The 21,689-nt window shown below is 70.6% G+C and carries 13 protein-coding genes and 1 pseudogene; 4 read left to right on the forward strand and 10 right to left on the reverse strand.

Features of this window, described 5'->3' with window-relative positions; genetic code table 11:
* The first annotated feature begins 124 nt into the window (after nucleotides 1-124).
* Nucleotides 125-1,972: a nucleoside-diphosphate sugar epimerase/dehydratase gene (locus VN461_13540; GenBank protein HXB55806.1), complete on the forward strand. Its 1,848-nt coding sequence runs from the start codon at nucleotides 125-127 to the stop codon at nucleotides 1,970-1,972.
* 12 nt (nucleotides 1,973-1,984) lie between these two features.
* Here VN461_13540 and VN461_13545 read toward each other — a convergent pair whose 3' ends face one another.
* Nucleotides 1,985-3,997, reverse strand: a complete 2,013-nt coding sequence (locus VN461_13545) for an O-antigen ligase family protein (GenBank protein HXB55807.1) — start codon at nucleotides 3,995-3,997, stop codon at nucleotides 1,985-1,987.
* A 149-nt stretch (nucleotides 3,998-4,146) separates the two neighbouring features.
* Here VN461_13545 and VN461_13550 point away from each other — a divergent pair, with 149 nt between their 5' ends.
* Entirely contained in the window at nucleotides 4,147-10,137 is a 5,991-nt protein-coding gene (locus VN461_13550) for an alpha-2-macroglobulin family protein (protein ID HXB55808.1), read from the forward strand.
* A gap of 31 nt (nucleotides 10,138-10,168) precedes the next feature.
* Here VN461_13550 and VN461_13555 read toward each other — a convergent pair whose 3' ends face one another.
* From VN461_13555 to gpmA, 6 genes are all read right to left on the reverse strand, one after another.
* Nucleotides 10,169-11,584 carry a C45 family peptidase gene (locus VN461_13555; GenBank protein HXB55809.1) on the reverse strand — a complete coding sequence of 472 codons (1,416 nt, stop codon included), beginning with the start codon at nucleotides 11,582-11,584 and terminating at the stop codon, nucleotides 10,169-10,171.
* Between the two features lie 22 nt (nucleotides 11,585-11,606).
* A complete protein-coding gene (locus VN461_13560; GenBank protein HXB55810.1) occupies nucleotides 11,607-12,410 on the reverse strand; it encodes an SDR family oxidoreductase in 804 nt (267 codons plus the stop codon).
* A gap of 2 nt (nucleotides 12,411-12,412) precedes the next feature.
* Nucleotides 12,413-14,083 carry an amidohydrolase gene (locus VN461_13565; GenBank protein ID HXB55811.1) on the reverse strand — a complete coding sequence of 557 codons (1,671 nt, stop codon included), beginning with the start codon at nucleotides 14,081-14,083 and terminating at the stop codon, nucleotides 12,413-12,415.
* A 103-nt stretch (nucleotides 14,084-14,186) separates the two neighbouring features.
* Nucleotides 14,187-16,703, reverse strand: coding sequence for a penicillin acylase family protein (locus tag VN461_13570; protein HXB55812.1), 2,517 nt, complete (start codon nucleotides 16,701-16,703; stop codon nucleotides 14,187-14,189).
* Nucleotides 16,704-16,806: 103 nt separating this feature from the next.
* Nucleotides 16,807-17,148, reverse strand: a complete 342-nt coding sequence (locus VN461_13575) for a PilZ domain-containing protein (GenBank protein ID HXB55813.1) — start codon at nucleotides 17,146-17,148, stop codon at nucleotides 16,807-16,809.
* Between the two features lie 220 nt (nucleotides 17,149-17,368).
* Complete coding sequence (gene gpmA / locus VN461_13580) at nucleotides 17,369-18,118, reverse strand: 2,3-diphosphoglycerate-dependent phosphoglycerate mutase (GenBank protein HXB55814.1); 750 nt, start codon at nucleotides 18,116-18,118, stop codon at nucleotides 17,369-17,371.
* Nucleotides 18,119-18,319: 201 nt separating this feature from the next.
* Here gpmA and VN461_13585 point away from each other — a divergent pair, with 201 nt between their 5' ends.
* Nucleotides 18,320-19,579, forward strand: a complete 1,260-nt coding sequence (locus tag VN461_13585) for an MFS transporter (protein HXB55815.1) — start codon at nucleotides 18,320-18,322, stop codon at nucleotides 19,577-19,579.
* A gap of 3 nt (nucleotides 19,580-19,582) precedes the next feature.
* Here the strand turns inward: VN461_13585 and VN461_13590 are convergent, their stop codons facing one another.
* A complete protein-coding gene (locus VN461_13590) occupies nucleotides 19,583-20,245 on the reverse strand; it encodes a M48 family metallopeptidase (GenBank protein HXB55816.1) in 663 nt (220 codons plus the stop codon).
* Nucleotides 20,222-20,386, reverse strand: a pseudogene (locus VN461_13595) (M48 family peptidase). The gene VN461_13590 and the pseudogene VN461_13595 overlap by 24 nt, the downstream one beginning before the upstream one ends.
* A gap of 40 nt (nucleotides 20,387-20,426) precedes the next feature.
* On the opposite strand from VN461_13595, the gene VN461_13600 reads away from it, so the two are divergent.
* Nucleotides 20,427-20,867, forward strand: a complete 441-nt coding sequence (locus VN461_13600; GenBank protein HXB55817.1) for a hypothetical protein — start codon at nucleotides 20,427-20,429, stop codon at nucleotides 20,865-20,867.
* On the opposite strand, the gene VN461_13605 is transcribed toward VN461_13600, so the two are convergent.
* Nucleotides 20,825-21,670 carry a hypothetical protein gene (locus tag VN461_13605; GenBank protein ID HXB55818.1) on the reverse strand — a complete coding sequence of 282 codons (846 nt, stop codon included), beginning with the start codon at nucleotides 21,668-21,670 and terminating at the stop codon, nucleotides 20,825-20,827. The genes VN461_13600 and VN461_13605 overlap by 43 nt on opposite strands.
* Nucleotides 21,671-21,689: the final 19 nt, after the last annotated feature.

Genomic DNA, 21,689 nt, shown 5'->3' on the forward strand with positions numbered 1-21,689 from the left:
GCAAAGCGGCACTTGGCGTGCGGAGCAATCGGCTTCCGCCGAAGCGAGATGGAAGCTGGGCCTGGCTTTGGGCGCGGCCTTTTCCTGGAGTCGAGTGGACGATGGCGAGGCGGGGTGAGTTCCGGTGACGCTGGAGACAAGGGGAGCCAAGGGTTGGTACCGGCTCGCCCTCATCCTCGTCCTGGACTCGGTCCTGATCGCGGCCTCGCTCTACGTGGCTTACGCCCTGCGGTTCGACGGCCCCATCCCCCCCGAGCACGTCGCCATCCTCAAGCGCTTTTTCCCCCTCTTCATGGTCATCCGCCTCAGCCTTCACCTCCTGTTCGGCCTGCACCGCTGGTCTTTCCGTCTTTCGGGGCTCTACGAGGCGGCCCGCCTCGTCGCCGCCTCCCTCACCGGCACCGCCTGCTTCGTGGCCACGTTCTACTTCCTGCAGACCCCAGGCCCCCCGCGCTCCGTGCTGGCCATCGAGTTCTTCCTGACCACGAGCCTGGTGGGGGCCTTTCGCTTCTCTCCCCGCTTCGCCCAGGCCTGGCTCCTGGCCCAGACCCGCTCGCGCGCCGGGGCCCGAGCCCGCACCGTGATCGTGGGCGCGGGCAGCGCGGGGGACCTGCTCCTGCGGGACCTCCTGCGCTCGGACGAGCACTCCTACGACGTGGTGGGGTTCGTGGACGACGACCGCACGAAGTGGGGCCAATGGATCGGGGGGCGCCCCGTGCTGGGATCGCTGGACAAGCTCCCCGAGATCCTCCGGGATCGGGACGTCCACCAGCTCCTCTTCGCCGTCCCCCGGCTGCCCGCATCGCGCTTGCGGGAGATCCTGACCGCCTGCGCGGATCAGAAGCTGAGCTACAAGATCCTGCCCGTCTCCTTCGCCTACCTCAACGACCGGGTCGGCGTCTCCATGCTCCACGATCTCTCCCCCGACCACCTCCTCCCCCGGCACGAGGTGGTCTTCGACGAGGGGGAGATGGACGCGCTCGTGCGGGGCCGCCGGATCCTGGTCACGGGGGCCGCGGGCTCCATCGGCGGCGAGGCCTGCCGGCAGATCGCCGCCCATGGCCCCGCCCGCCTGGTCCTGGCGGACATCGACGAGAACAACCTCTACTTCCTCTTCCGCCACTTGCAGCAGCGCCACCCCGACCTGGCCCTGGAGGCCCAGGTGGTGGACATCCGCGACGCGGCCCGCCTGCAGCAGCTCGGCCGGGAGTACCGGCCCCAGGACATCGTCCACGCCGCCGCCCACAAGCACGTCCCCCTCATGGAGTACGCGCCGGAGGAGGCGGTCAAGAACAACGTCACCGGCTGCCTCAACGTCGTCGCCCTCGCGGAAGGGGTGGAGGCGGAGAAGTTCGTGCTCGTCTCCACGGACAAAGCGGTGAACCCGGCCAGCGTCATGGGGGCCACCAAGAAGATCGCCGAGCTGATCGTGCAGGCGCGGGCCCTGGGCTCCGCCACCCGCTTCACCACCGTGCGCTTCGGGAACGTGCTGGGGAGCGCGGGTAGCGTGGTCCCCCTCTTCAAGGAGCAGATCGCGGGGGGCGGGCCCGTGACCGTCACCCACGCCGACTGCCGCCGCTACCTCATGACCATTCCGGAGGCGGTGGGCCTCTTGCTTCTGGCCGGCCTCAGCCACTGCGGAGAGCTGTTGATCCTGGAGATGGGGGAACCCATCCGGATCCTGGACCTGGCCCGCATGATGATCGCGCTCTCCGGCCGCGTCCCCGAGCGGGACATCCCCATCGTCTTCACGGGCCTCCGCCCCGGGGAGAAGCTGGACGAGGAGCTGATGACAGAGGAGGAGGCCCGGAGCAGCCGGCAGGTGCAGCCCCAGGTGCGCGCGGTGCAGAGCCCGCGACCGCCCCCCGACCTCATGGCCCGGGTCTCGGAACTCGAGGCTCTGGCCCGCGGGGGAGACCGTCCCGCCCTCCTCGCCGCCCTCCGCGCGGTGGTGCCGAGCTACTCCGGCTAGCCGCCGGGGTCTTCACGGTCGCGCGAGGCTCACGGCCACGCCCAGTTCGCGGCGATCCCCCTGGGGGTCGGTGTCCCGGGGCCGCCAAGTGCGCGACACGGTCAACAAGAGGGGGCCCGGCGCCTCCATAACGAAGCTCTTCTCCAGCATTCCCGGCCGGTCGAACCGCAGCATGCCCGCCGGCTTCCCCCGGACGGAGAAGGAGACGAACACCGGGTCGCGCGCGAGGTCCGGATGGCTGCAGGCCAGGAGCAGCCGGAGCGGACCCGCTTGCTCGACGTTGATGAGGCCCCGGTGCCCCATCCAGCGGAACTCTCCCTGCGGCCAGGCCTCGGGGCCAAAGAACCCCTCGAACTCCGCGCCCTCCTCGGGCAGGTACGCGCGCAGGCCGTATTTCTCCTTGAGGTTCAAGAACCCCCGGTTCGGCCAGTAGTAGAGGGGTGAGACCAGGACCAAGGCGGCAAGGACGGCCCACGCGGTCTTGGCCGCCTTTTGGAACGTGCACGGCCACCGGGTCGCCTCCACGGTCATGGCGTAGCCGGCCTGCAGGTGGAAGAGGAAAAAGATCGCGGGGATGTACTGCATGCCCTGGAAGAGGCCGTAGAAATGGAAGACCGACATGGAGAGCACGACCCAGGGGCTGAGCGGGGAGGGATCTCGATCCCCCGCCAAAAGCAGCAGACAGATGGCACTCAAGGCGAGCCAGCAGGCGAGGCCCAGGGCTCCCGTTCCGGCCAGGATCTGGAGGTACGTGTTGTGGGCATCGTCGAAGAGCGTGTCCCGCGGGTCCGCGGTCACGTTCGGGTTCGGCACGCGCGCGACGGGGGAGGCGGGGATTCCCAGCAGGGCCCGCAGGTGGAGGTTGAAGGTCTCGTAGCCGGAGCCAAGGAGAGGGCTCTCCCGCACCAGCTCGAGCCCCTGGGCCAGGATCACGGTCCGGGGAGAGGCCACCCCCCGGAGCCGCATCTCCTCGGTCACGCCCCCGAGCCTTCTCGCCACGGCTGGGTTCCCCGCGATCCCGCCCGCGAGGAGGGCGGCCAGCACGAGGAGCGCGGCCAGAGTGCCGTCGACGGCCAGGATCCAGCCCCGGCTGGGTGCCGGAGGCGACCCCGACGTCGGGGCCCCGCGCCGCACCCACGACGCCGCGACGAGGACAAGGAGGAAGCCGGAGGCGAGCCAGGAGGCCCGAACCGAGGACAACAGGAGAGCCGCCGCGCAGAGAGGGAGAAAGATCCCCTGGAGGGCGGGCGCGGCCCGACCCCAAGCCCGCAACTCGAAAACGACGAGCGGCAGCGTGCAGGTGACGAAGGACGCGAACCAGGTCGGGTTTCCAAACGTCGACTGCAGCCGCTGATACCCGGCGCCGTAGAAGAGGCGCGACAGGTTGTAGGGGGTGAGGGAGATGAAGCCGAAGAAGTCGACCAGGCCGAGGAGGATGCAGGCCACCGATCCCCAGGCGATGCCGCGGAACAGGGCGCGGTAGCGGTCCCGGGCGTCCTCCCCCCGCGCGAGCAGGACGGCAAAGAGCACGAAGAGAGCAAGGCGGTTCACGGCTGCGAGCGCATAGAGCGGATCGCGGGGGAAGGCGGTCAGCATCTCCGAGAAGAGCCCGATCCCCCCGAGCATCAGCCGGTGCTTCAAGACCGTAGGGGGGAGAAGCAGGAGGGAGAAGAGCGCGAGGAGAAGATAGAGAAGCGAGAAGCGGGCTGGCCAGTTCGGGGCCGGCCTCCCCGCCCCGAAGCCCCGGGGGAGGAGGGCGAGGGCCAGGGCGGTGACCGCGTACTCGAAGAGCTGGCTCTGGGCCCGGTAGGAATGGAAGCCGTAGAGGAAGAAGGAGGCCCCGAAGAGGAAGAGGACGACCCCGAGCAAGGAGGGCCGAAGCCAGGAAAAGCCGGCGGCGAGCAGGGCCACGACCATGAAAGCCAGGACCCACGGTCCGCCCGCGGCGTGCAGGGTGAGGGTGCGCAGGGCGAGGTTGCCCAGGAGGAACACGAGGGCCAGGAGGCGGAGGAATGTGGTCCTCATGGGGGCACCCGCACGAAGCTTATCAGGGCCGCTGTCGCGGCGGGAATAAGGGCGTTGGCCGGGGCGTACCCTCGGCGGGGGGGGCCGCCGTTGCATTCGCACCGGCGGGCGCATAGCCTCCTTCGCTGGCTCTTTCCCGGGAGCGGAGAATGACGCGGTCCGGCACCTTGATCCTCGGCGTCCTCGCCTCGTCCCTGACCGTAGGCTCGGCCGCGGTCCATCGGCCGGCCGCTCCCGCGACCCTGCAGAAGCCGGCCCTCGTGGCCAGTGAGACGCCGGGCCCGGGATTCCGGCTGAGCGAGGGCACGGAGGAGGCCGCGGAGGCCCGCACGGCCGTCGCCCCCGCCACCCTCCTCGACGCGCAAGACACGCAGAAGGTGCTGGATCGACTACCCCCCTTGACGGAGGAAGCCGGGGAGGCGGTCGAGTTCGCGCTCCGCGAGAAGTCCCTGCCCCCGCCCCGCACGGGCCGGACGGTGAGGGAAGCCTTCCCCCCTCTGTCGACCGCTCCCTCCCCCGACCCCGCGGAAGCGGGGCCCCTGCGCGTGCTGCGCCGCGCGCCGGAGGGCGAGGTGCCCCTCGCCCCCCACCTGAGCCTGACCTTCTCGCAGCCGATGGTGGCGGTGACGTCGCAAGGGGAGGCCGAGAAGGTCCGCCCGGTGCGGCTCTCGCCCGAGCCCCTGGGGCAGTGGCGTTGGCTGGGAACGAAGACGCTGCTGTTCGAGCCGCGGGACCGCTTCCCCATGGCGACCGACTACCAAGTGGAGGTGCCCGCAGGCACCCGCTCCGCCACCCTTGGCGCTCTCGGGAAGGCCGAGACCTGGACGTTCAGCACCCCCGCCCCCACCCTGGTCCGGTCCCACCCGGTGGGAGGGCCCGTGCGCCGCGACGTCCTCTTGTTTGCCTCCTTCGATCAGAAGATCGACCCCCCGGCCGTCCTCGCCACCCTAAGGCTGCGCGTGGGCGGCGCGGTGCTCCGCTCTCGGCTGGCCACCGCGGCCGAGGTGGACGCCGACCCGACGGTGCGGCGCCTGGCCGCGGATGCGGGGGCAGGGCGCTTTGTCGCGTTCCGCACCGAGGGCACGCTCCCCGTCGACGCCCAAGTCACGGTGGCGGTGGGGCCGGGCACGCCCTCCGCGGAGGGGCCCAAGGTGACGACCAAGCCACAGGAGTGGGCTTTCCGGACCTACGGGCGATTCCGCGTCACCGATCACCAGTGTGGATGGCAGAAGAACTGCCCGCCCTTCGCCCCCTGGCAGATCACGCTCTCGAACCCGATCGACGCCAAGGCCTTTCGCAAGGAGATGGTGCGGGTGGAGCCGGAGCTGCCGGGCTTGAAGGTGGAGCTCTACGGGCAATCGATGATCATCCGTGGCCAGGGGAAGGGCCTCCGTGCCTACCGGCTGACGCTCGATCCTTCCCTCCCGGACCAGTTCGGCCAGGTCCTGGAGACGGCGGAGACCCTCGCCTTCCAGCTCACGGCCGCGACCCCCAGCCTGAGCGCAGCGGGGAACGGCTTCGTGGTCCTCGATCCCGCCGCCGGCCCGCGCTTCTCGGTTTACTCCGTGAACCAGGAGGCGCTGTCCGTGGCCGCCTACGCGGTCTCGCCCGCGGACTGGCCTGCCTTCCAGAAGTACATGCAGTCCTCCTGGCGTGACGACCGGCCCCCGGCGCCGCCGGGCAGGGCCGTCCTCTCCACCACGGTCAAGGTGGAGGGGGGCGCGGACGAGCTCGTGGAGACGAGCCTCGATCTCGCCTCCGCCCTTCCGGGCGGCCTCGGCCAGCTCGTCCTGATCGTGGAACCCACGAAGCCGGTGAAGGGGCCCGGCCGGGGGTCAGTGGTGCGAACGTGGATCCAGGCCACGCGCCTCGGCCTCGACGCCTTCGCGGACGACCGGGAGCTCCTGGGCTGGGCCTCCTCCCTGGCCGACGGAAAACCGCTCCCGGGCGTGGATCTGTCGCTGCTGCCCTCGGGTCCGAGCGCGGTCACGGCCGAGAACGGCCTCGCCTCCCTGCCCCTGGGCGCGGGCGGGGGCGCCTTGCTCGTGGGCCGCAAGGGCAAGGATCTGGCCATCCTGCCCGAGAACACCTCCTGGTGGGGCATGGAGTCGGGCTGGCGCCGTTCGCAGGCGGACGCGCTGCGCTTTTTCGTCTTCGACGACCGCCAGATGTACCGACCTGGCGAGGAGGTGAAGGTCAAGGGCTGGATCCGGCTCGTGGGCCCGGGCCCGGAGGGCGACGTGGGCGCGCTCGGGAGCGCGGTGCGCACGGTGAGCTACGTGCTGCACGACCGTCAGGGGAACGAGGTCGCGCGGGGTAAGGAGTCCCTCTCTGCGTTCGGAGGCTTCGCCCTGACCTTGAAGCTGCCCCCCACCATGAACCTGGGCGCGGCGGACCTCGCCTTGGAGGCGGACGCGGGGAGCCGGCCAGGCGGTCCCCATCACCACGCCTTTCAAGTCCAGGAGTTCCGGCGTCCCGAGTTCGAGGTGGCGGCGGCCGCGAGCGAGGGGCCGCACGTCGTGGGCGCACACGCCACGGTAACCGTCAGCGCCTCCTATTACGCGGGGGGCGGCCTCGGGAACGCCAACGTCTCCTGGCGCGTGGCCTCGTCTCCGGGGGCCTTTGTCCCCCCCAACCGTGACAGTTTCGCGTTCGGCAGCTGGGTGCCCTGGTGGGAGGCGGGCCCGCGGGGAGGGGAGACCCCGCGCCTGGAGATCCTCGCGGGCCGGACCGACGCCGGCGGCAAGCACCGCCTGCGGATCGATTTTGAGCGCGCGGCCCCGCCCCGCCCCGTGAGCCTTCGGGCCGAGGCCACGGTCATGGACGTGAACCGCCAGGCCTGGACCTCGGGGGTGAACCTCCTCGTCCACCCCGCGGAGCTCTACGTCGGTCTCAAAAGCGACCGCACGTTCGTGGCGGGGGGCGAGCCGCTACTGGTGGACGCCATCGTCACCGACCTCGAGGGGGGGGCGGTGGCGGGGCGGCAGGTCCTCGTGCGCGCGGAGCGCCTGGAATGGGAGCAGGAGGGGGGGGACTGGAAGGAAAAGCCGGTGGACCCCCAGGACTGCCGGGTCGTCTCCGGCCCCGAGGCCGTGCGCTGCACGTTCCGGACGAAGGAGGGAGGTCCCTACCGGATCACCGCCGCCGTCGCCGACGACAAGGGCCGGAAGAACGAGAGCCAGCTCCGGCTATGGGTGGCGGGAGGGCCGATGCCGCCGAGGCGGGAAGTGGAGCAGGAATCAATCACGCTGGTGCCCGACCGCAAGGCGTACCGCGCGGGCGACACCGCCCGGATCCTGGTGCTCGCCCCGTTTTCGCCCGCGGAGGGACTCCTGACCCTGCGGCGGTCGGGGATACTCCGCCGCGAGCGCTTCACCCTGACCGGCTCCTCCCACACCCTTGAGATCAAGCTCGAGGAGGCCTGGACGCCGAACGTGCACGTGCAGGTGGACCTTCTGGGGGCGGCGCCGCGTCCCGGGGCCGTGGGGAGCCGGGCGAAACCCGCCCCCCGCCCGGCATTCGCGGTGGGCCACCTCAACCTGCCCGTACCGCCCCTGGAGCGGACGCTCGCCCTCGAGGTCAAGCCGCGCGAGAAGGCCCTCCCCCCCGGGGGCGAGACGATCCTCGACGTTGCCCTTCACGACGCGGCCGGAAGGCCGGCCGCGGGGGCGGAGGTGGCGGTGGTGGTGGTGGACGAGGCCGTCTTGTCGCTCACCGGCTATCGGCTGCCCGATCCCCTCCAGGTCTTCTACGCCTCGCGCGAGGAGGGCGTGCGCGATCACCACTCGCGGACGAGCGTCCTCCTGGCTCGGCCGGAGGACGTGATGCCGCAGAGGGAGATGTTGCAAACAGCGGAATTTGTTGCCGCCGGTGCTCCCATGCCCGCCGCGACCCCCGCCCCCCAGGCCCCGCGCCTCGCGGGGGCCGTTCCCGAGAGAAAGGAAGCCGCCGCCCCCATCAGAATGAGGACGGACTTCAGCGCCCTCGCTCTCTTCGCGCCCAGCGTGGTCACCGATGCCTCCGGCCGCGCCCAGGTGCCGCTCCGGGTGCCCGACAGCCTCACCCGCTACCGCGTCATGGGGGTGGCCGTGGCCGGCGGGCGCCAGTTCGGGTCCGGCGAGTCCACCCTCACCGCCCGCCTGCCCCTGATGGTGCGCCCGTCGCCCCCCCGCTTCTTGAACTTCGGCGACCGCTTCGAGCTGCCCGTGCTCGTTCAGAACCAGACCGACACCCCGGTGACGGTGGATGTGGCGGTGCGGGCCCTCAACGCCGATCTGCCCGCGGGGGCGGGCCGGCGGCTGATCGTGGCCGCCAACGACCGGGCCGAGATTCGCTTCCCCGCCGCCGCCCGCCGGGCGGGTACCGCCCGCTTCCAGGTGGGGGCAGCCGCGGGGCCATGGGCCGACGCCGCGGAGTTCAAGCTCCCGGTCTGGACACCCGCCACCACCGAGGCCTTCGCCACCTACGGCCAGATCGACCAGGGAGCCATGGCCCAGCCCGTGAGGGCCCCCGCGGGGGTGCTCCCCCAGTTCGGCGGCCTCGAGGTCACCACCTCCTCCACCGCGCTCCAAGCCTTGACCGACGCCGTGCTCTACCTCGTGGCCTACCCGTTCGAGTGCGCGGAGCAGCTCTCCTCCCGGGTGCTCGCCGTGGCCGCCCTGCGCGACGTCCTCACCGCCTTCCAGGCCCAGGGCCTTCCCCCGCCCGAGCAGATCGGGGCGGGGGTGAAGCGGGACCTGGAGCGGCTCCGCGCGCTCCAGAACGACGACGGCGGATTCGCCTTCTGGCGCCGGGGCGACGAGCCCTGGCCCTACGTCAGCATCCACGTGGCCCACGCCCTGGCCCGGGCCCGGGAAAAGGGCTTCGAGGTTCCGGGGGAAATGCTGGAGCGGTCGCGCCGCTACCTGAAAGGGGTGGAGGGCCATATCCCCCGCCGGTACGGCGAGGAGGCCCGCCGCACCCTCATCGCCTACGCGCTCTACGTGCGCCACCGCCTGGGGGACGACGACGCCCCCCGCGCGCAGAGGCTCCTGCGCGAGGCCGGCCTCGGCAACCTCTCCTTCGAGGCCGTGGGCTGGCTGCTGCCCGTGCTCTCCGCCGACCCCGGCGCCAAGGCCGAGGTCGCGGCCATCCGTACCCACCTCGCGAACCGCGTCACGGAGACGGCGGCGGAGGCCCATTTCGCGGTCTCCTACGGCGACGGGGCGCACTTGCTCCTGTACTCGGACCGCCGGGTGGACGCGATCCTGCTCGAGGCCCTGATCGCGGACCAGCCCAAAAGCGACCTCATCCCCAAGCTCGTGGAGGGGCTGCTCGGCCACCGCCGGGCCGGCCGCTGGGAGAACACCCAGGAGAATGCTTTCGTACTCCTCGCCCTCGATCGCTACTTCAACACCTACGAGAAGGCCACCCCCGACTTCGTGGCCCGGGCCTGGCTGGGCGAGCGCTATGCGGGAGAGCAGTCCTTCAAGGGGCGCACGACCGAGCGCCATCATCTGGAAGTCCCGATGCAGGTCCTGGCCGAAGCGACGGGCCCCGAGAATCTCGTGCTCGACAAGGAAGGCCCGGGGCGCCTCTACTACCGTATCGGACTGCAGTACGCTCCCGCGGACTTGAGGCTTCCTCCCGCCGAGCGCGGCTTCACGGTGGAGCGGGCCTACGAAGGCGCCGACGACAAGACCGACGTGCGGCGGGACCCGGACGGTACGTGGCGCCTCCGTGCGGGCGCGCGCGTGCGTGTCCGCCTGACCATGGTCTCGAGCGCCCGCCGCTTCCATGTGGCCCTGGTGGACCCGCTGCCTGCGGGCCTGGAGGCGCTGAACCCGGCCCTGGCCACGACGGGCACGCTCCCCCCCGGCCCACCCGAGGAGGTGACGGTGCTGGGCGCGCCCGGCCTCGGCGGCCCCGGACGGCCGGGGATGTGGTGGTTCTGGACGCGGCCTTGGTTCGACCACCAGAACCTGCGCGATGAACGGGTGGAGGCCTTCGCGTCCCTGCTCTGGGAGGGCGTCTACAGCTATTCCTACCTGGCGCGGGCCACGACCCCCGGGGCCTTCGTGGTCCCGCCGTCCAAGGCGGAGGAGATGTACCACCCCGAGACCTTCGGCCGGAGTGGAACGGACCGCGTGGTCGTGGAGTGAGCCCCGGCCCTAAGGGGACCGATTCCGAGGGCTAGTTGGGCGCCCGTTGACCGGCGCGGAAGGTCGTCCAGGGCCCGGTTTTCATGTCGCGCAGGATGGAGTCCTGCCAGGCGTACTCGGGGCGCGCGACCAGGAACGGTCGGGCCAGAAAGTCCGGCCCGCACAGAGGACCCATGCGGGCCCGGAAGCTGAGCGCCGCCGCCATGGCATCGTCCATGGCCTTGCCCTGCACAGCGCCCCCTGGGTAGAAGGCACCCCACTCCCATTCCTTCACGCCCCGCGGGGAGAGGTCCACCCGACCGCAAAGAGCGCGCTCGTCGGGCTCCCGCCGGCCGAGGACCACGTCTTGATCATCCCCCAGGAAGGCCTCGGCCAGGGCGGCGTCGATCTTGCCCCGGGACTCCTTCATGAGCTGCTCCCAGCGGGCCCGGCGCGCGTTGGGGGAGCTGCCCGCGTCGCCGGGCTTGAAATCCGTCTCTTCCTGGATCAGGACGGGGTCGCGGGCGAAGTTGGAACCTACGAAGTAGCCGTCCTTGCTTCGCCAGAGCCGATGGGTCTTCAGGCCCAGCTCCAGCTGGGCAATCTCCCCCGTCTTGCGGTCCCCGATCAGCCAGTCGTTGGCGTAGCCGCCGTTATTCCCGTCCAGCATGAGTCGCACGTAGTCGTCGATGGTGGCCGCGTACTGGAGGGCCTTGCGGGAGCGCACGAACTCCGGCTTGCCCTTGGGATCGTAGCCTTTGAACTGGGTGATGGTCGTCTCCGTCACCATGAGGCCCGCCGCGTTCACGCCGAAATCGTCGTCGCTGGTGATGACCCCCGGGAAGCCGTCCATGAGCATGCGCTGGCCACGCGCGGGGACAAGGTCGAAGACCACGTTCCAGCGCGCGCCCGCCCAGTAGCTGGTCCAGTTGTTGTGGGCAATGACGATCCGTCCGTCCCGGGTGTAGCTGCCGGTGGCCACGAACGCGCTGCAATTGCCCGGGCTCACCAGGCGCGGGGCGGGGGTGGCTTTCTGCCGCGCGTTGAGCCAAGGCACGTAGTAGTCGGGCAGCTCCTCGAAGGCGTTGAGGGCGACCAGGTCGTGGATGTCCAGGGCCACCCCCTTTGCGCGCGCCCCTTCCAGGATGCCCGCGAGCTCCTCCCGGTACTCCTGGTCGATCCCCGGCCAGAGCACGTCGCGGGCGGCGGCCCGGAAGAAGGCCCAGTCGCGCTTGGTCCGGTGGGTGGCGTCGAGGCGGACGGCGGCGAGGGCGTCCGCGATCTCGGGGGCGAGAAGAGCCCCGTGCTGGAAGCCAACCCGGTCGGGCGAACCCTCCAGGTGGACGTAGATCCACCCTCCCGCTTCGAACCGGTAAGCGCCTTGGAGGCGGGGATCGTCGGCGGGCGGAGACCCCGCGGCCAGAAGCAGCACCGCCCCCGCCGCGACCTTCAGGACATCTCGTCTCACACGCCCTCCTCTGCCCGCGCGGTCACTTGCCCGTGGCCACCGCCCGGCGGGCGATGGCGTCCACCACCCCGGGGGCGAGAAGACGGACGAAGCGGCCCACCTTTCCCTTCAGGGTCATGACCAGCTGCCGCTGCCGTCTCTCCATGGCCCGCACGGTGAGGGCCGCGCACTCCTCCGCGGTCATGATCTTCGACTCCTGCATGGAGCTCGTCCCCAGGGGTTGGCCGTCGGGCCCCGCCGACCGGCGGTGGATCTCGGAGCGCACGAAGTAGGGAGCGATCACGGTAACGGAGACGCCGGTCCCCGCGAGCTCGATGCGGAGGGAATCGAAGAAGCCGAAGAGCGCGTGCTTGCTGGCCGCGTAGCCGGTCCGGGTGGGGACGCCGGTGAGGCCGGCCAAGCTGGCCATGGCCACAATCTGTCCCCGACTCTTCTTGAGGTGGGGTAGCGCGTGGTAGGTGGGGTAAACGCAGCCCAGGTAGTTGACCTTCATCAAGTGCTCGTAGACGGAGAGGTCCTTGGTCTCGTCGAGACGAGCGATCATGCCGATCCCGGCGTTGTTGACGAGCACGTCCAGGGCCTTGAAACGGTCGATGGTCTTCTCGATCAAGGCCTGGCAGGCCTCGGGCGACGACACGTCGGTGGGAACGACCAGGGTATCCGCCCCCTTGGCCGCGCAGCCCTCCGCCACCGCGTCGAGGGCTGCCCGGTCCCGGGCGGCCAGGACCAAGCGCGGGCGCTGCTCGGCCAGGGCCAGGCAGAGGGCCCTGCCGATGCCGGAGGAGGCGCCCGTGATCACCACCACCTTGCCCGTATACACGGCCATGGTCAGAACTCCTTGGCGCGGTAAGTGTCCTGGCCGCCCAGCACGGTCAGGAGGACCTTCGCGGTGAGGATCCGTTCCGGAGGGACGGCGAGAATGTCCTCCGACAGTACCACGAGGTCGGCCACCTTGCCGGCGGAGAGCGTCCCCTTCAGGGTCTCTTCCAGGCAGGCGTAGGCGGCGTCCTTCGTGAAGTGGCGGAGGGCCGCTTCCGCGGAAATGCGGTTCTGCGGCTGGAAGCCCCCGGCCGGCGTCCCCTCGGGGGTCATGCGCGTCACCGCGCAGTAGATTCCCTTCAGCACATCGCACGAGAAGACCGGCCAGTCGCTGCCGAAGGCCTGCGCGACCCCGGCCTCGTCCCACAGCCGGAACGCGTTGGCCTGGGCTGCGCGTTCCGGGCCCAGGAGCACGGCGTAGTTCTGGAGCGTGGTGCGGCCGGGGTTGGCGAAGAGGGGCTGGGTGGAGGCCACCACCCCCAGGGCCTTGAAGCGGGCCCGGTCCTCGCCCGTGGGCACCTCCGCGTGCTCGATGCGATGGCGCCGCGTGCGGGGGCCGTTGACCTGGGCCGCGTAGGCATAGGCGTCCAGGGCCATGCGTATGGCCTTGTCCCCCACGGCGTGGAGCTCGATCTGGAAGCGCTCCTTGTCGTAGAAAGCGGCCGCTCGGTTCAGGTCCTCTTGCGTCCAGTTCACGATGCCGGTGCCGCCTCCCGCGTAGGGCTCGAACAGGGCGGCCGTCTTCGCGTCCACGACCCCGTCCAAGAAGCCCTTCACGGCTCCCAGGCGGAGACGCGGGCTCTGGTTTTGGGCCTGCAGTTCCCGGTAATGGGCGAGGCTGTCGGGCGTCGGGTCCTTGACCAGGGGCAGCGCACCGTACACGCGGAGCTTGAGCCCGCCCTCCCGGAGAACGCGGTCGAAGACAGGCAGGTCGTCCTCGTCGAAGGAGGCATCCTGGACGGACGTGAGGCCGTAAGAAATGGCGAGGTCGAGGCCCTTCCGGAGAGCCCGGTACTTGTCCTCGGTCCCGGGGGTGGGGACCTTCCTCCGCACGAGCTCCATGGCCCCTTCCTTCAGGAGGCCGGTGGGCTCTCCCCCGGAATCCCGCACGATTTGTCCGTGCTCGGGATCCCGGGTCCGCCGGTCGATCCCCGCGAGAAGGAGCGCGATCGAGTTGGCCCAGCCCGAGTGGCCATCGCGGTCCCGAAGCCAGACCGGGTGGTCGGAGACGACGGCGTCCAGGAATCGTTTATGGGGCGCTTCCGGAAAGTCCCCGTAGGCCCACCCCTGGCCCACGAACCAGAGGCGGTCGGGGTGGACCCGCGCGTAGGCGGCGAGCCGCCGCTGCACCTCTTCCCCACCGGCCGCACCCGCGAGGTCCAGCTCATCCAGTCCGAGGCTGCCGCTCATGAAGTGGAGGTGGGCGTCGTTGAAGCCGGGACAGGCAAAGCGCCCTTTCAGGTCCACCACCTCCGTCGCTTTCTCCGCCAGGCGGCGGATCTCCTGGGTGGTCCCCACGGCCAGGATGGTCGTGCCCCTGACGGCCACGGCTTCCACCCGGGGATGCGCCTCATCGCCCGTCCAGATCCGGCCGTTGACGAAGATGCGGTCGGCCTTCTCGCCCGCCCCCGCGGTGGCCGCGAATCCCAGGAAAAGGACGATGAGCGCGTCGTGTCTCATAGGGCCTCCGGCTGGTCCAGGCCGCGTGGGGGCGCCGAGCCGCCGCTTGACGTGGCCGTGCATCAGGAAAACGCCCTCGTCCGGTGCGGCCTCCGGGCCAAGGTTACGGTGACCCGGCCGGCTTGGGGGAAGACGGCGAGTGCGGCCACGGCTCCAGGGTCAACACGTGCACGGTGGGGCCGGGGAGGAAGGGGGTGGGCTCGCCCCGGACCCAGGCCGCGTGGCCGTCCCCGTAGTGCGGCGACAAGGGATGCCCGCTCTGGCCGCCGGGCATGTGGAAGAAACCCTCCCTCTCCCGGCCGGGGGACACCACCATCCGCTCGGAGGCGCCCGCCTCTGGGCTCTGGAAGCGGGGCATGTGGCTGTCTCCGGGAAGCGGCTCCCGCGGCATGTCCAGGAAGCGGCCGAGAAGGGGAACCACGCGGCCGAGCGGGTGCTGAACGCGGGCCGTGTTCCTCTCGCCCCAGGTGCGCTCCGACAGGTTGGATCCCGCCCGCGCCACGTCTTCAAGGGCGACGTCCACTGCGGCCAGAAGCTGCGCCTCCCAGGTCGCGTAGCGCGGGCCCAGGAGGTGGGTCGGCCTCTCCGTCACCAGCGCCCAAAGGGGCCCCTCGATGCGGGGGATCCGCTTCAGATCGAAGCGGGGGTCGGCCCGACGGCAGGGAGCGGTCAGCGCCCCCAGGACCTGCTCCGCCAGGTTCGAGCGGAACGCCCGCACCAGGCGGTACCCGGCCGAGTCCACGGAAGCGTGGCCACCCCAGGCCTCCACCAGGCGACGCATCTCGGCCCGGCGGGGCGAGACAGCTATGACCTCCGCGCTGAGCGTGCGCAAGAGCAGGTCTCGCCAGCGCGCCAGGAAGAGCGCGCGGTCGTCGAGCTGGATGCGCAGCATGTCCAGCTCCCGGGGCTTATCGAGGGCGAAGAGGTCGTCCCTGATCTGGCGGGCCCGAGCCCCCAGGTCGTAGAAGCTCTCGCCGATCATCTCCGCCATCTTGCCGTCCACGACCCGCTGGTTGGCGGTCCAGAGGCGTCCGCTGGGGGGATCCACGAGCCGCGGGTGCTCCGCAGGGGTGAGCCAGCCATCCCAGCGGCGCCTGCCGTCCGCCCAGGACCCGGGCAGCCGGCCATCGAAGCCCACCCGCCGGGGCATCACGCCGATGACCGTCCAGCCGATGCGGCCGGTGGCGTCCGCGCAGACGAAATTCTGGGCGGGGATGCCCGCGCGGCCCGCGAGGTCAAGGGCCTCGTCCAGGGAGCGGGCGGTCTCGAGCCGAGCGAGGCCGAAGTTCACGGCCTCGACATCGTGGGCCACCCAACGCAGAGCGCGCGGGCGCCCGCGGTGGTCGTGGTCCACGATCGGCCCCCAGACGGTGGAGACCACCTCCAGCGTCTCCTCGGCCTCCCCCTTGACCCGAATGCGCTCCCGGGCGTGATCGAGCTTGCGCGGGCCCGCGGGCGTGAGATACGCGTCTTTGTCCCCGGGGTCGGACTCGATCTCCACAAGATCGCTCCAGTCCCCTTCGGTGTTCGTGAACCCCCAAGCCACGTGGGTGTTGCTCCCCACCACCACCGCGGGTGTCCCCGGCAGCGTGACCCCCGTGATGCGATGGGTCTCCCCATCCGTTCCCGGCCAGGCGAGCGACGCCCGGTACCAGGTGTTCGGAACCGCGATGCCAAGGTGCATGTCGTTGGCGAGGAGGGCGCCCCCGTGGGCGGTGAGGCGACCCGCCACCGCCCAGTTGTTGCTGCCCGGCTGGTGCTCGGGTTCCGGGTCTCCCCCCGCCTCCCTCGGAAAACGCCCGGAGGGATCCCGGCCCTGGTTCCTGAGGTCGAGCGCCTCCGGCCCTGGCAGGGGGGCCGCGGGCAGGGCTCCGCCCATGTCCGGGGTATCCCATTCCGTCCCCCGGGGGGCGAGAAACTCGAAGACGGGAGCGGGCAGCAGGTCGTGCATCAGCCCGAGATCCGATTCACGCCCCCCTTTCGGGTCCTGGAGAGTAGCGAACATGGCCAGGGCCGCGAGCACGCTGTCTTCCGGGCGCCAGGGAGCGGGGTCCACACGGAGGGCCAGGTATTCGAAGGGCTTCCCCCCCAGGGCGGCGAGCCCGGCGTTGACCCCTTCGGCGTAGGCCTGGACCAGGGTCCGCTCCTCCGGCGACCCGGCCTCGACCACGCGCTCCGCCACCGATCGCAATCGGTGCACCCGGATTTCCCGGTCCAGCTTCAGCGCCACCCGGCCCACGATCTCCGCCAGCTCCCCCGCCGCCCGACGGCGCAGCAGGTCCATCTGAAAGAAGCGGTCCTGGCCGTGCAGAAAGCCGGTGGCCCTCGCTACGTCCGGCCGGTTCCCGCCTTGGATGGTGGGCACGCCCAGGGCGTCGCGTTCGATGCGCACGGGCGCGCGGAGGCCCACGAGCACGCGCGTTCCCTCGAGCTGGGGCAGGCTGGCCCGGAGGCGGGCGCGCACATAGAGGCCACCCGTGAGGAAAGAGAGGACGACCGCGGCCAGGACCAAGCCCCCGATAACGACGGGGCTCCGCCGGCCCGAGGGTTGAGCGCCCTCCCGACCAGTCACTCCATCGCCCGATGTGATGTCCGCGAGGATGGCCCGCCCGCGGTCCATCTCTCGAGTGGCGTGCGGCTAGGAAACCCGGGCGTCCGGTGGCGGGCGGCGGGGGGAGAGGTCGCGGTTATCCGGGCCGGGCCTCCTGGAGTCTGCTTGCCGCTCAGCCGTCGCTCGGCTCGTCTTCGAAGTTGCCGATGAGCTGCTTCAGACGCACGTGGACGTCGAAGGTGGTCACGAACTTCAGCCCGTACTGAACGGTTCCGGAAGGACCGTCGTTGGTCCAGACGATGCGCCCCGGTGTCTCGATGGGCTGGGCTTCGCGGGCGAAGCTGAGGGTGAGCACGACCTCTTCGCCTACATCGAACTTGGCGGCGGTGAGAACACAGCTGCCGCACTCGGAAATATTCGCGACGACCCCGTATGCCAACGGCCTCTTTGGATGTTCGAGGGCTACGGTGACGGGCTTCGCGGGAACGACCCGGAGGGCGCCCCTCTCGCGCATGGCCAACCTCACTACCGGCGCTGACGTCGCTCACACGACGCCCCGCCCTAACAGCGCTCGCGCTCGCGGCTCCCGCCACCATCTTCCCGGACGGGTCCCGCTCCAGCGCGCCGCCAGATCTCAACGGTACGCCTTTAGAACCCTAACGTCAATGGGCACCCCCGGACGGGGCTTCTACGCGGCCAAACAGGATCGCAAAGATTCACAATCCGATCACCCATCATTTCCGGCGCTGCGCCTGCTTGGCCACCGCTTCCGCCGCCTTGCGGGCTGCGGCCGGATCCCCCAGATAGTAGTGGCGCAGCGGGCGCAGGCCCTCGTCCAGCTCGTAGACGAGGGGGATGCCGGTGGGGATGTTCAGGCCCACGATCTCCGTGTCCAACGTCCCGTCCAAGTGCTTGACGAGCGCCCGGAGGCTGTTGCCGTGGGCGGCGATGAGGACGCGCCGGCCGCGGCGGATCTCCGGCGCGATGGTTTCCTGCCAGTAGGGCAGGAAGCGGTCCACCGTGTCCTTGAGCGACTCCGCGAGTGGAATCTCCGCCGCGGCCAGGCCGGCGTAACGGCGGTCGTGTCCGGGGTAGCGCTCGTCATCGGTGGTCAGGGCAGGAGGGGGGTCCGCGTAGCTGCGACGCCAGAGAAGCACCTGCTCCTCGCCGTACTTGGCTGCTGTCTCCGCCTTGTCCAGGCCCTGGAGGGCCCCGTAGTGCCTCTCATTGAGCCGCCAGTTGCCGTGCACGGGCACCCACATGCGGTCCAGGCCCTCGAGAACGATCCAGAGGGTGCGGATGGCCCGCTTGAGGAGGGACGTGTAGGTGATGTCGAAGTCATATCTGCCCTCCCGGAGCAGGCGTGCTGCCTCTTGCGCCTCCTGGACCCCGCGGGGCGAGAGATCGACATCGGTCCAGCCCGTGAAGCGGTTCTCCAGGTTCCAGATGCTCTCGCCGTGCCGCAGCAGGACAACCTTGATCACGGCCCGATCTCCCTCGCGCAAAAGATCAAGAAAGCCAAACCCGGAGCTCTCCGCGGACACCGCTCACCCGCCCTCCGTGGCCCGCTCGTGGCCCCCAGGGGAGGAGCGGGCGAGCCCGAACGGGGAGCGCGTTATGGGGCTGATTATAGAAGGAGGACGGGCGCGTTTGCGGCCCTCGGACACCGCCATTAGAGTCGAGCCGTGCTCGAGAGCCCCTTCAAGCTCCTCGCCCGCCTTCCGGGTCCGGTGCGTCTCCTGATCACGGGCACCCTCATCAACAAGGTGGGCACCTTCATCGTGCCTTATCTCACCATCGTGCTCTTTCGCGAGTTCCACCTGACCGAGACCCAGGTGGCGGAGCTGTTCTCCGCTTACGGGGCGGGCTCCATCGTCTCCATCCTGGCCGGCGGTTTTCTGACCGACCGCATGGGACGCCGCCGGACCCTCATGGTGAGCCTCTTCGGTAGCGGAGTTCTGGCCGTGGGCCTGGGATTCGCGCCCTCCACGCGGGTCTTCGTTCCTCTGCTCGTGCTCTTCGGGTTCGTGGCCGACCTCTATCGGCCCGCCGCCTCCGCGATCATCGGAGACCTGCTCCCTTCCACCCACCGCGTGTCCGGCTTCGCCGCCTTGCGCATGGCCGTGAACCTGGGCTTCGCGGTGGGGATGGCGGTCGGGGGGCTGCTCGCGGATTGGAGCTGGCGGCTGCTCTTCGTCGGGGACGGGCTCACGACGCTCATTTACGGCCTGGTCGTCTACCTCTTCATCCCCGAGACGCGGCCGGAGGCGCAGGAGAGCCGGGCTCTTCCGGGCCTCCCTGCTCCGCCCGAGAGCCCCTTCCGGGACGGGATCTACCTTCAAATGACCGCGGTGGGGTTCGCCTTCTCGCTCGTCTTTTTCTCCCACATCAGCGTGATGCCGCTGACCATCACCGGCGCCGGCTACCCCGCGCTGGCCTACGGCCTGCTCGTGGGCCTGAACGGGCTCCTCATCGCGCTCTTCGAGATCTCTCTCGTGGAGAAGCTCAAGCGCTTCCGTCGGCTGCGGGTGGCCGCGCTCGGAGAGGCTCTGGCCGGCCTCGGCTTCGGTCTCACCGGTCTCATTCTCCACTGGGGCTGGTGGCTCATGAGCGTCCTCACCTGGACGGCAGGGGAGATCCTCGCCTCACCCCAGCAGATGGCGTTCATCGCGGACTGGGCCCCGCCCGCCGCCCGCGGCCGCTACTTGAGCCTCTACCAGGCCACCTGGAGCCTGGCCTTCGCAATCAACCCCATCCTGTTCCTGCCCGTCCACGCCACTCTGGGCGAGCCCCGCTTCTGGGGCCTCATGTTCCTGATCGCCCTGCCGGGGGCCGCGGTCCTCGTCCGCCTCGACCGCATCGCGGACCGGCCCGACCGCCTGCGCGGCCTCAGCCTCCCCCCCGCCGATCCCGAGCTGCTCCGAGCGATCGCGCCCGAGGGGTGAGGGTCAGACGATCCCCAGCGCCGCGATCCTCTCCAGGAGCGGGGGGTGCGAGTGGTAGACCCGGGAAAAGAGGGGATGGGAGAGGGGTAGGAGCCGGCTCTTCTCGCGGAGCTTCAAGAGGGCCTCCGCAAGGTCGGACCCGGCCACCCCCCGGGTCACGGCGAAGGCGTCGGCCGCGAACTCGTGGCGGCGGGAGACCGCGTTCTCCAGAGGCTGGAGCAGGAACTCCAGGGGGCCGAACCAGAGGCCGAAGACCAGGAGCGCGCCGTAGGAGGAGGGCCGCAAGGAGAAGGCGGTGTAGAAGGCGGTGAGGGGGAGGCAGCGGCCGAGCGCGTAGAAGAGGACCCCGGTGCTCAGGATCCCGAGGAGGAGCCGGTTGCGCACGTGGTGGAGCTTGAAATGGCCGAGCTCGTGGGCCAGCACGGCCACGATCTCCCTGGTGCCCAAGGCCTCGAGGAGGGTGTCGAAGAGCACGATCCGCTTGTCGCGGAAGAGGCCCGTGAAGTAGGCGTTGCCATGGGCGGTCCGGCGCGAAGCGTCCATCACGAAGAGACCGCCCGCCCGGAAGCCGGTCCTCTCCGCGAGGGCCCGGATCGCATCCTTGAGCTCGCCCTCGGGCAGGGGCGAGAAGCGGTTGAAGAGGGGGGCCAGGAGCGTGGGGTAGATCCAGGTCGTGACCACGCTGAAGCCGCTCACCGCCAGCCAGGCGTAGAGCCACCAGGCCGGACCCGCCTTCTCCATGATCCCGAGCAGGATGGCGAGCAGGGGGCCGCCAAGGGCGACGGTGAGGGCGATCCCCTTCAAACGGTCGAGGAAGAACCCCCCCCCACGTCTGGCGGTTGAACCCGTGGCGCTCCTCGATTCGGAAGGTGTAGTAAAGGCCGAAGGGCAGGCTCAGAAGCCCGCCCGCCGCGCCGAAGAGGGCGAAAAAGGCGAGACCCGCGCCGATCGGTCCGAAGCGCCCGCCCAGGGCCAGAGCCTCCTTCTCCATCCAGCCCAGGCCGCCCGCGGCCAGGAAGGCAAGCATGACCAAGACCTCTGTCCAACCGCGCACGATGCCGAAGAGGTAGCGGTCCCGTGCGTAGGCCAGGGCGGCGGTCATCTCCTCCTCTCCGATGCGGAGCCGGCCGGCAGCCTCCGCGCGGTGGTTGGGGTCGAGGGTGTAGCGGCGGTTGAGGGCAGCGAGCCCGTGCTCCAGAGCCTGCTGGCCGGCGCGAAGCAGAAGGAAGAGGGGCAGAAGGGCGTTCATGTGAGGGCCGGCGCCGCGACCTTGGGGAGCCCGCGGTAGAATTCTCTCACGACCCCGTGACGATCCCGACCCTCCTCCTCCTCTCGCTCCTCGAAGCCGGCCCCGTCGACCTGCTCGTCCGTGGGGGCACCGTGGTCACCGTGGATCCCCAGATGCGGGTGCTCGAGGGAGGCTCGGTGGCGGTCCGCGGCGGGGTCATCGAGGCCGTCCTCGCCTCCGGCGAGCCCCTGCCCGAGGCGCGGGAGGCCCTCGACGCCCGCGGGCACCTGGTCATCCCCGGCCTGGTCAACGCGCACGGTCACGCCCCCATGGTCCTGTTCCGAGGAATCGCGGACGACCTCCCGCTCATGGAATGGCTGAAGGGCGTCATTTTCCCGGCCGAGGCCAAGCACGTCGACCGAGAGTTCGTGTACTGGGGAACGCTCCTGGCCTGCGTCGAGATGGCCCGGAGCGGAACCACCACCTTCGCGGACATGTACTACTTTGAGGAGGAAGTCGCCCGCGCCGTGGACCGGGCCGGCCTTAGGGGTGTGCTCGGGCAGACCATCATCGGCTTCCCCGCCCCTGACTACAAGACACCCGAGGCCGCCCTCGCGGGGGCGGAGACGTTCCTGCGCCAGTACCGCGACCATCCGCGGGTAGTGCCTTCCGTGGCGCCCCATGCGCTCTACACCACGTCCCTCGAGGTCGTGCGCCAAGCCCACGCCCTCGCCCGTCGCTACCGGGTCCCGTTCCAGATTCACGCCGCCGAGTCGCCGGAGGAAGACCGCGCGGTTCGCGCGAAGGTGGGCCAGACCGCGGTCCCCGCGCTCGACGGGGCGGGCGTGCTCGGGCCGGGGCACCGTTCTCCATCACGGCATC

It is taken from the genome of Vicinamibacteria bacterium, assembly GCA_035570235.1.
Lineage (GTDB): Bacteria > Acidobacteriota > Vicinamibacteria > Fen-336 > Fen-336 > DATMML01.

What these genes read in the sequence shown, in the direction of transcription:
- VN461_13545 (HXB55807.1), bottom strand. Translation starts at nt 3,997, where the DNA reads ATGAGGACCACATTCCTCCGCCTCCTGGCCCTCGTGTTCCTCCTGGGC.
- VN461_13550 (HXB55808.1), top strand. Translation starts at nt 4,147, where the DNA reads ATGACGCGGTCCGGCACCTTGATCCTCGGCGTCCTCGCCTCGTCCCTG.
- VN461_13560 (HXB55810.1), bottom strand. Translation starts at nt 12,410, where the DNA reads ATGGCCGTGTATACGGGCAAGGTGGTGGTGATCACGGGCGCCTCCTCC.
- VN461_13565 (HXB55811.1), bottom strand. Translation starts at nt 14,083, where the DNA reads ATGAGACACGACGCGCTCATCGTCCTTTTCCTGGGATTCGCGGCCACC.
- VN461_13570 (HXB55812.1), bottom strand. Translation starts at nt 16,703, where the DNA reads ATGGACCGCGGGCGGGCCATCCTCGCGGACATCACATCGGGCGATGGA.
- VN461_13575 (HXB55813.1), bottom strand. Translation starts at nt 17,148, where the DNA reads ATGCGCGAGAGGGGCGCCCTCCGGGTCGTTCCCGCGAAGCCCGTCACC.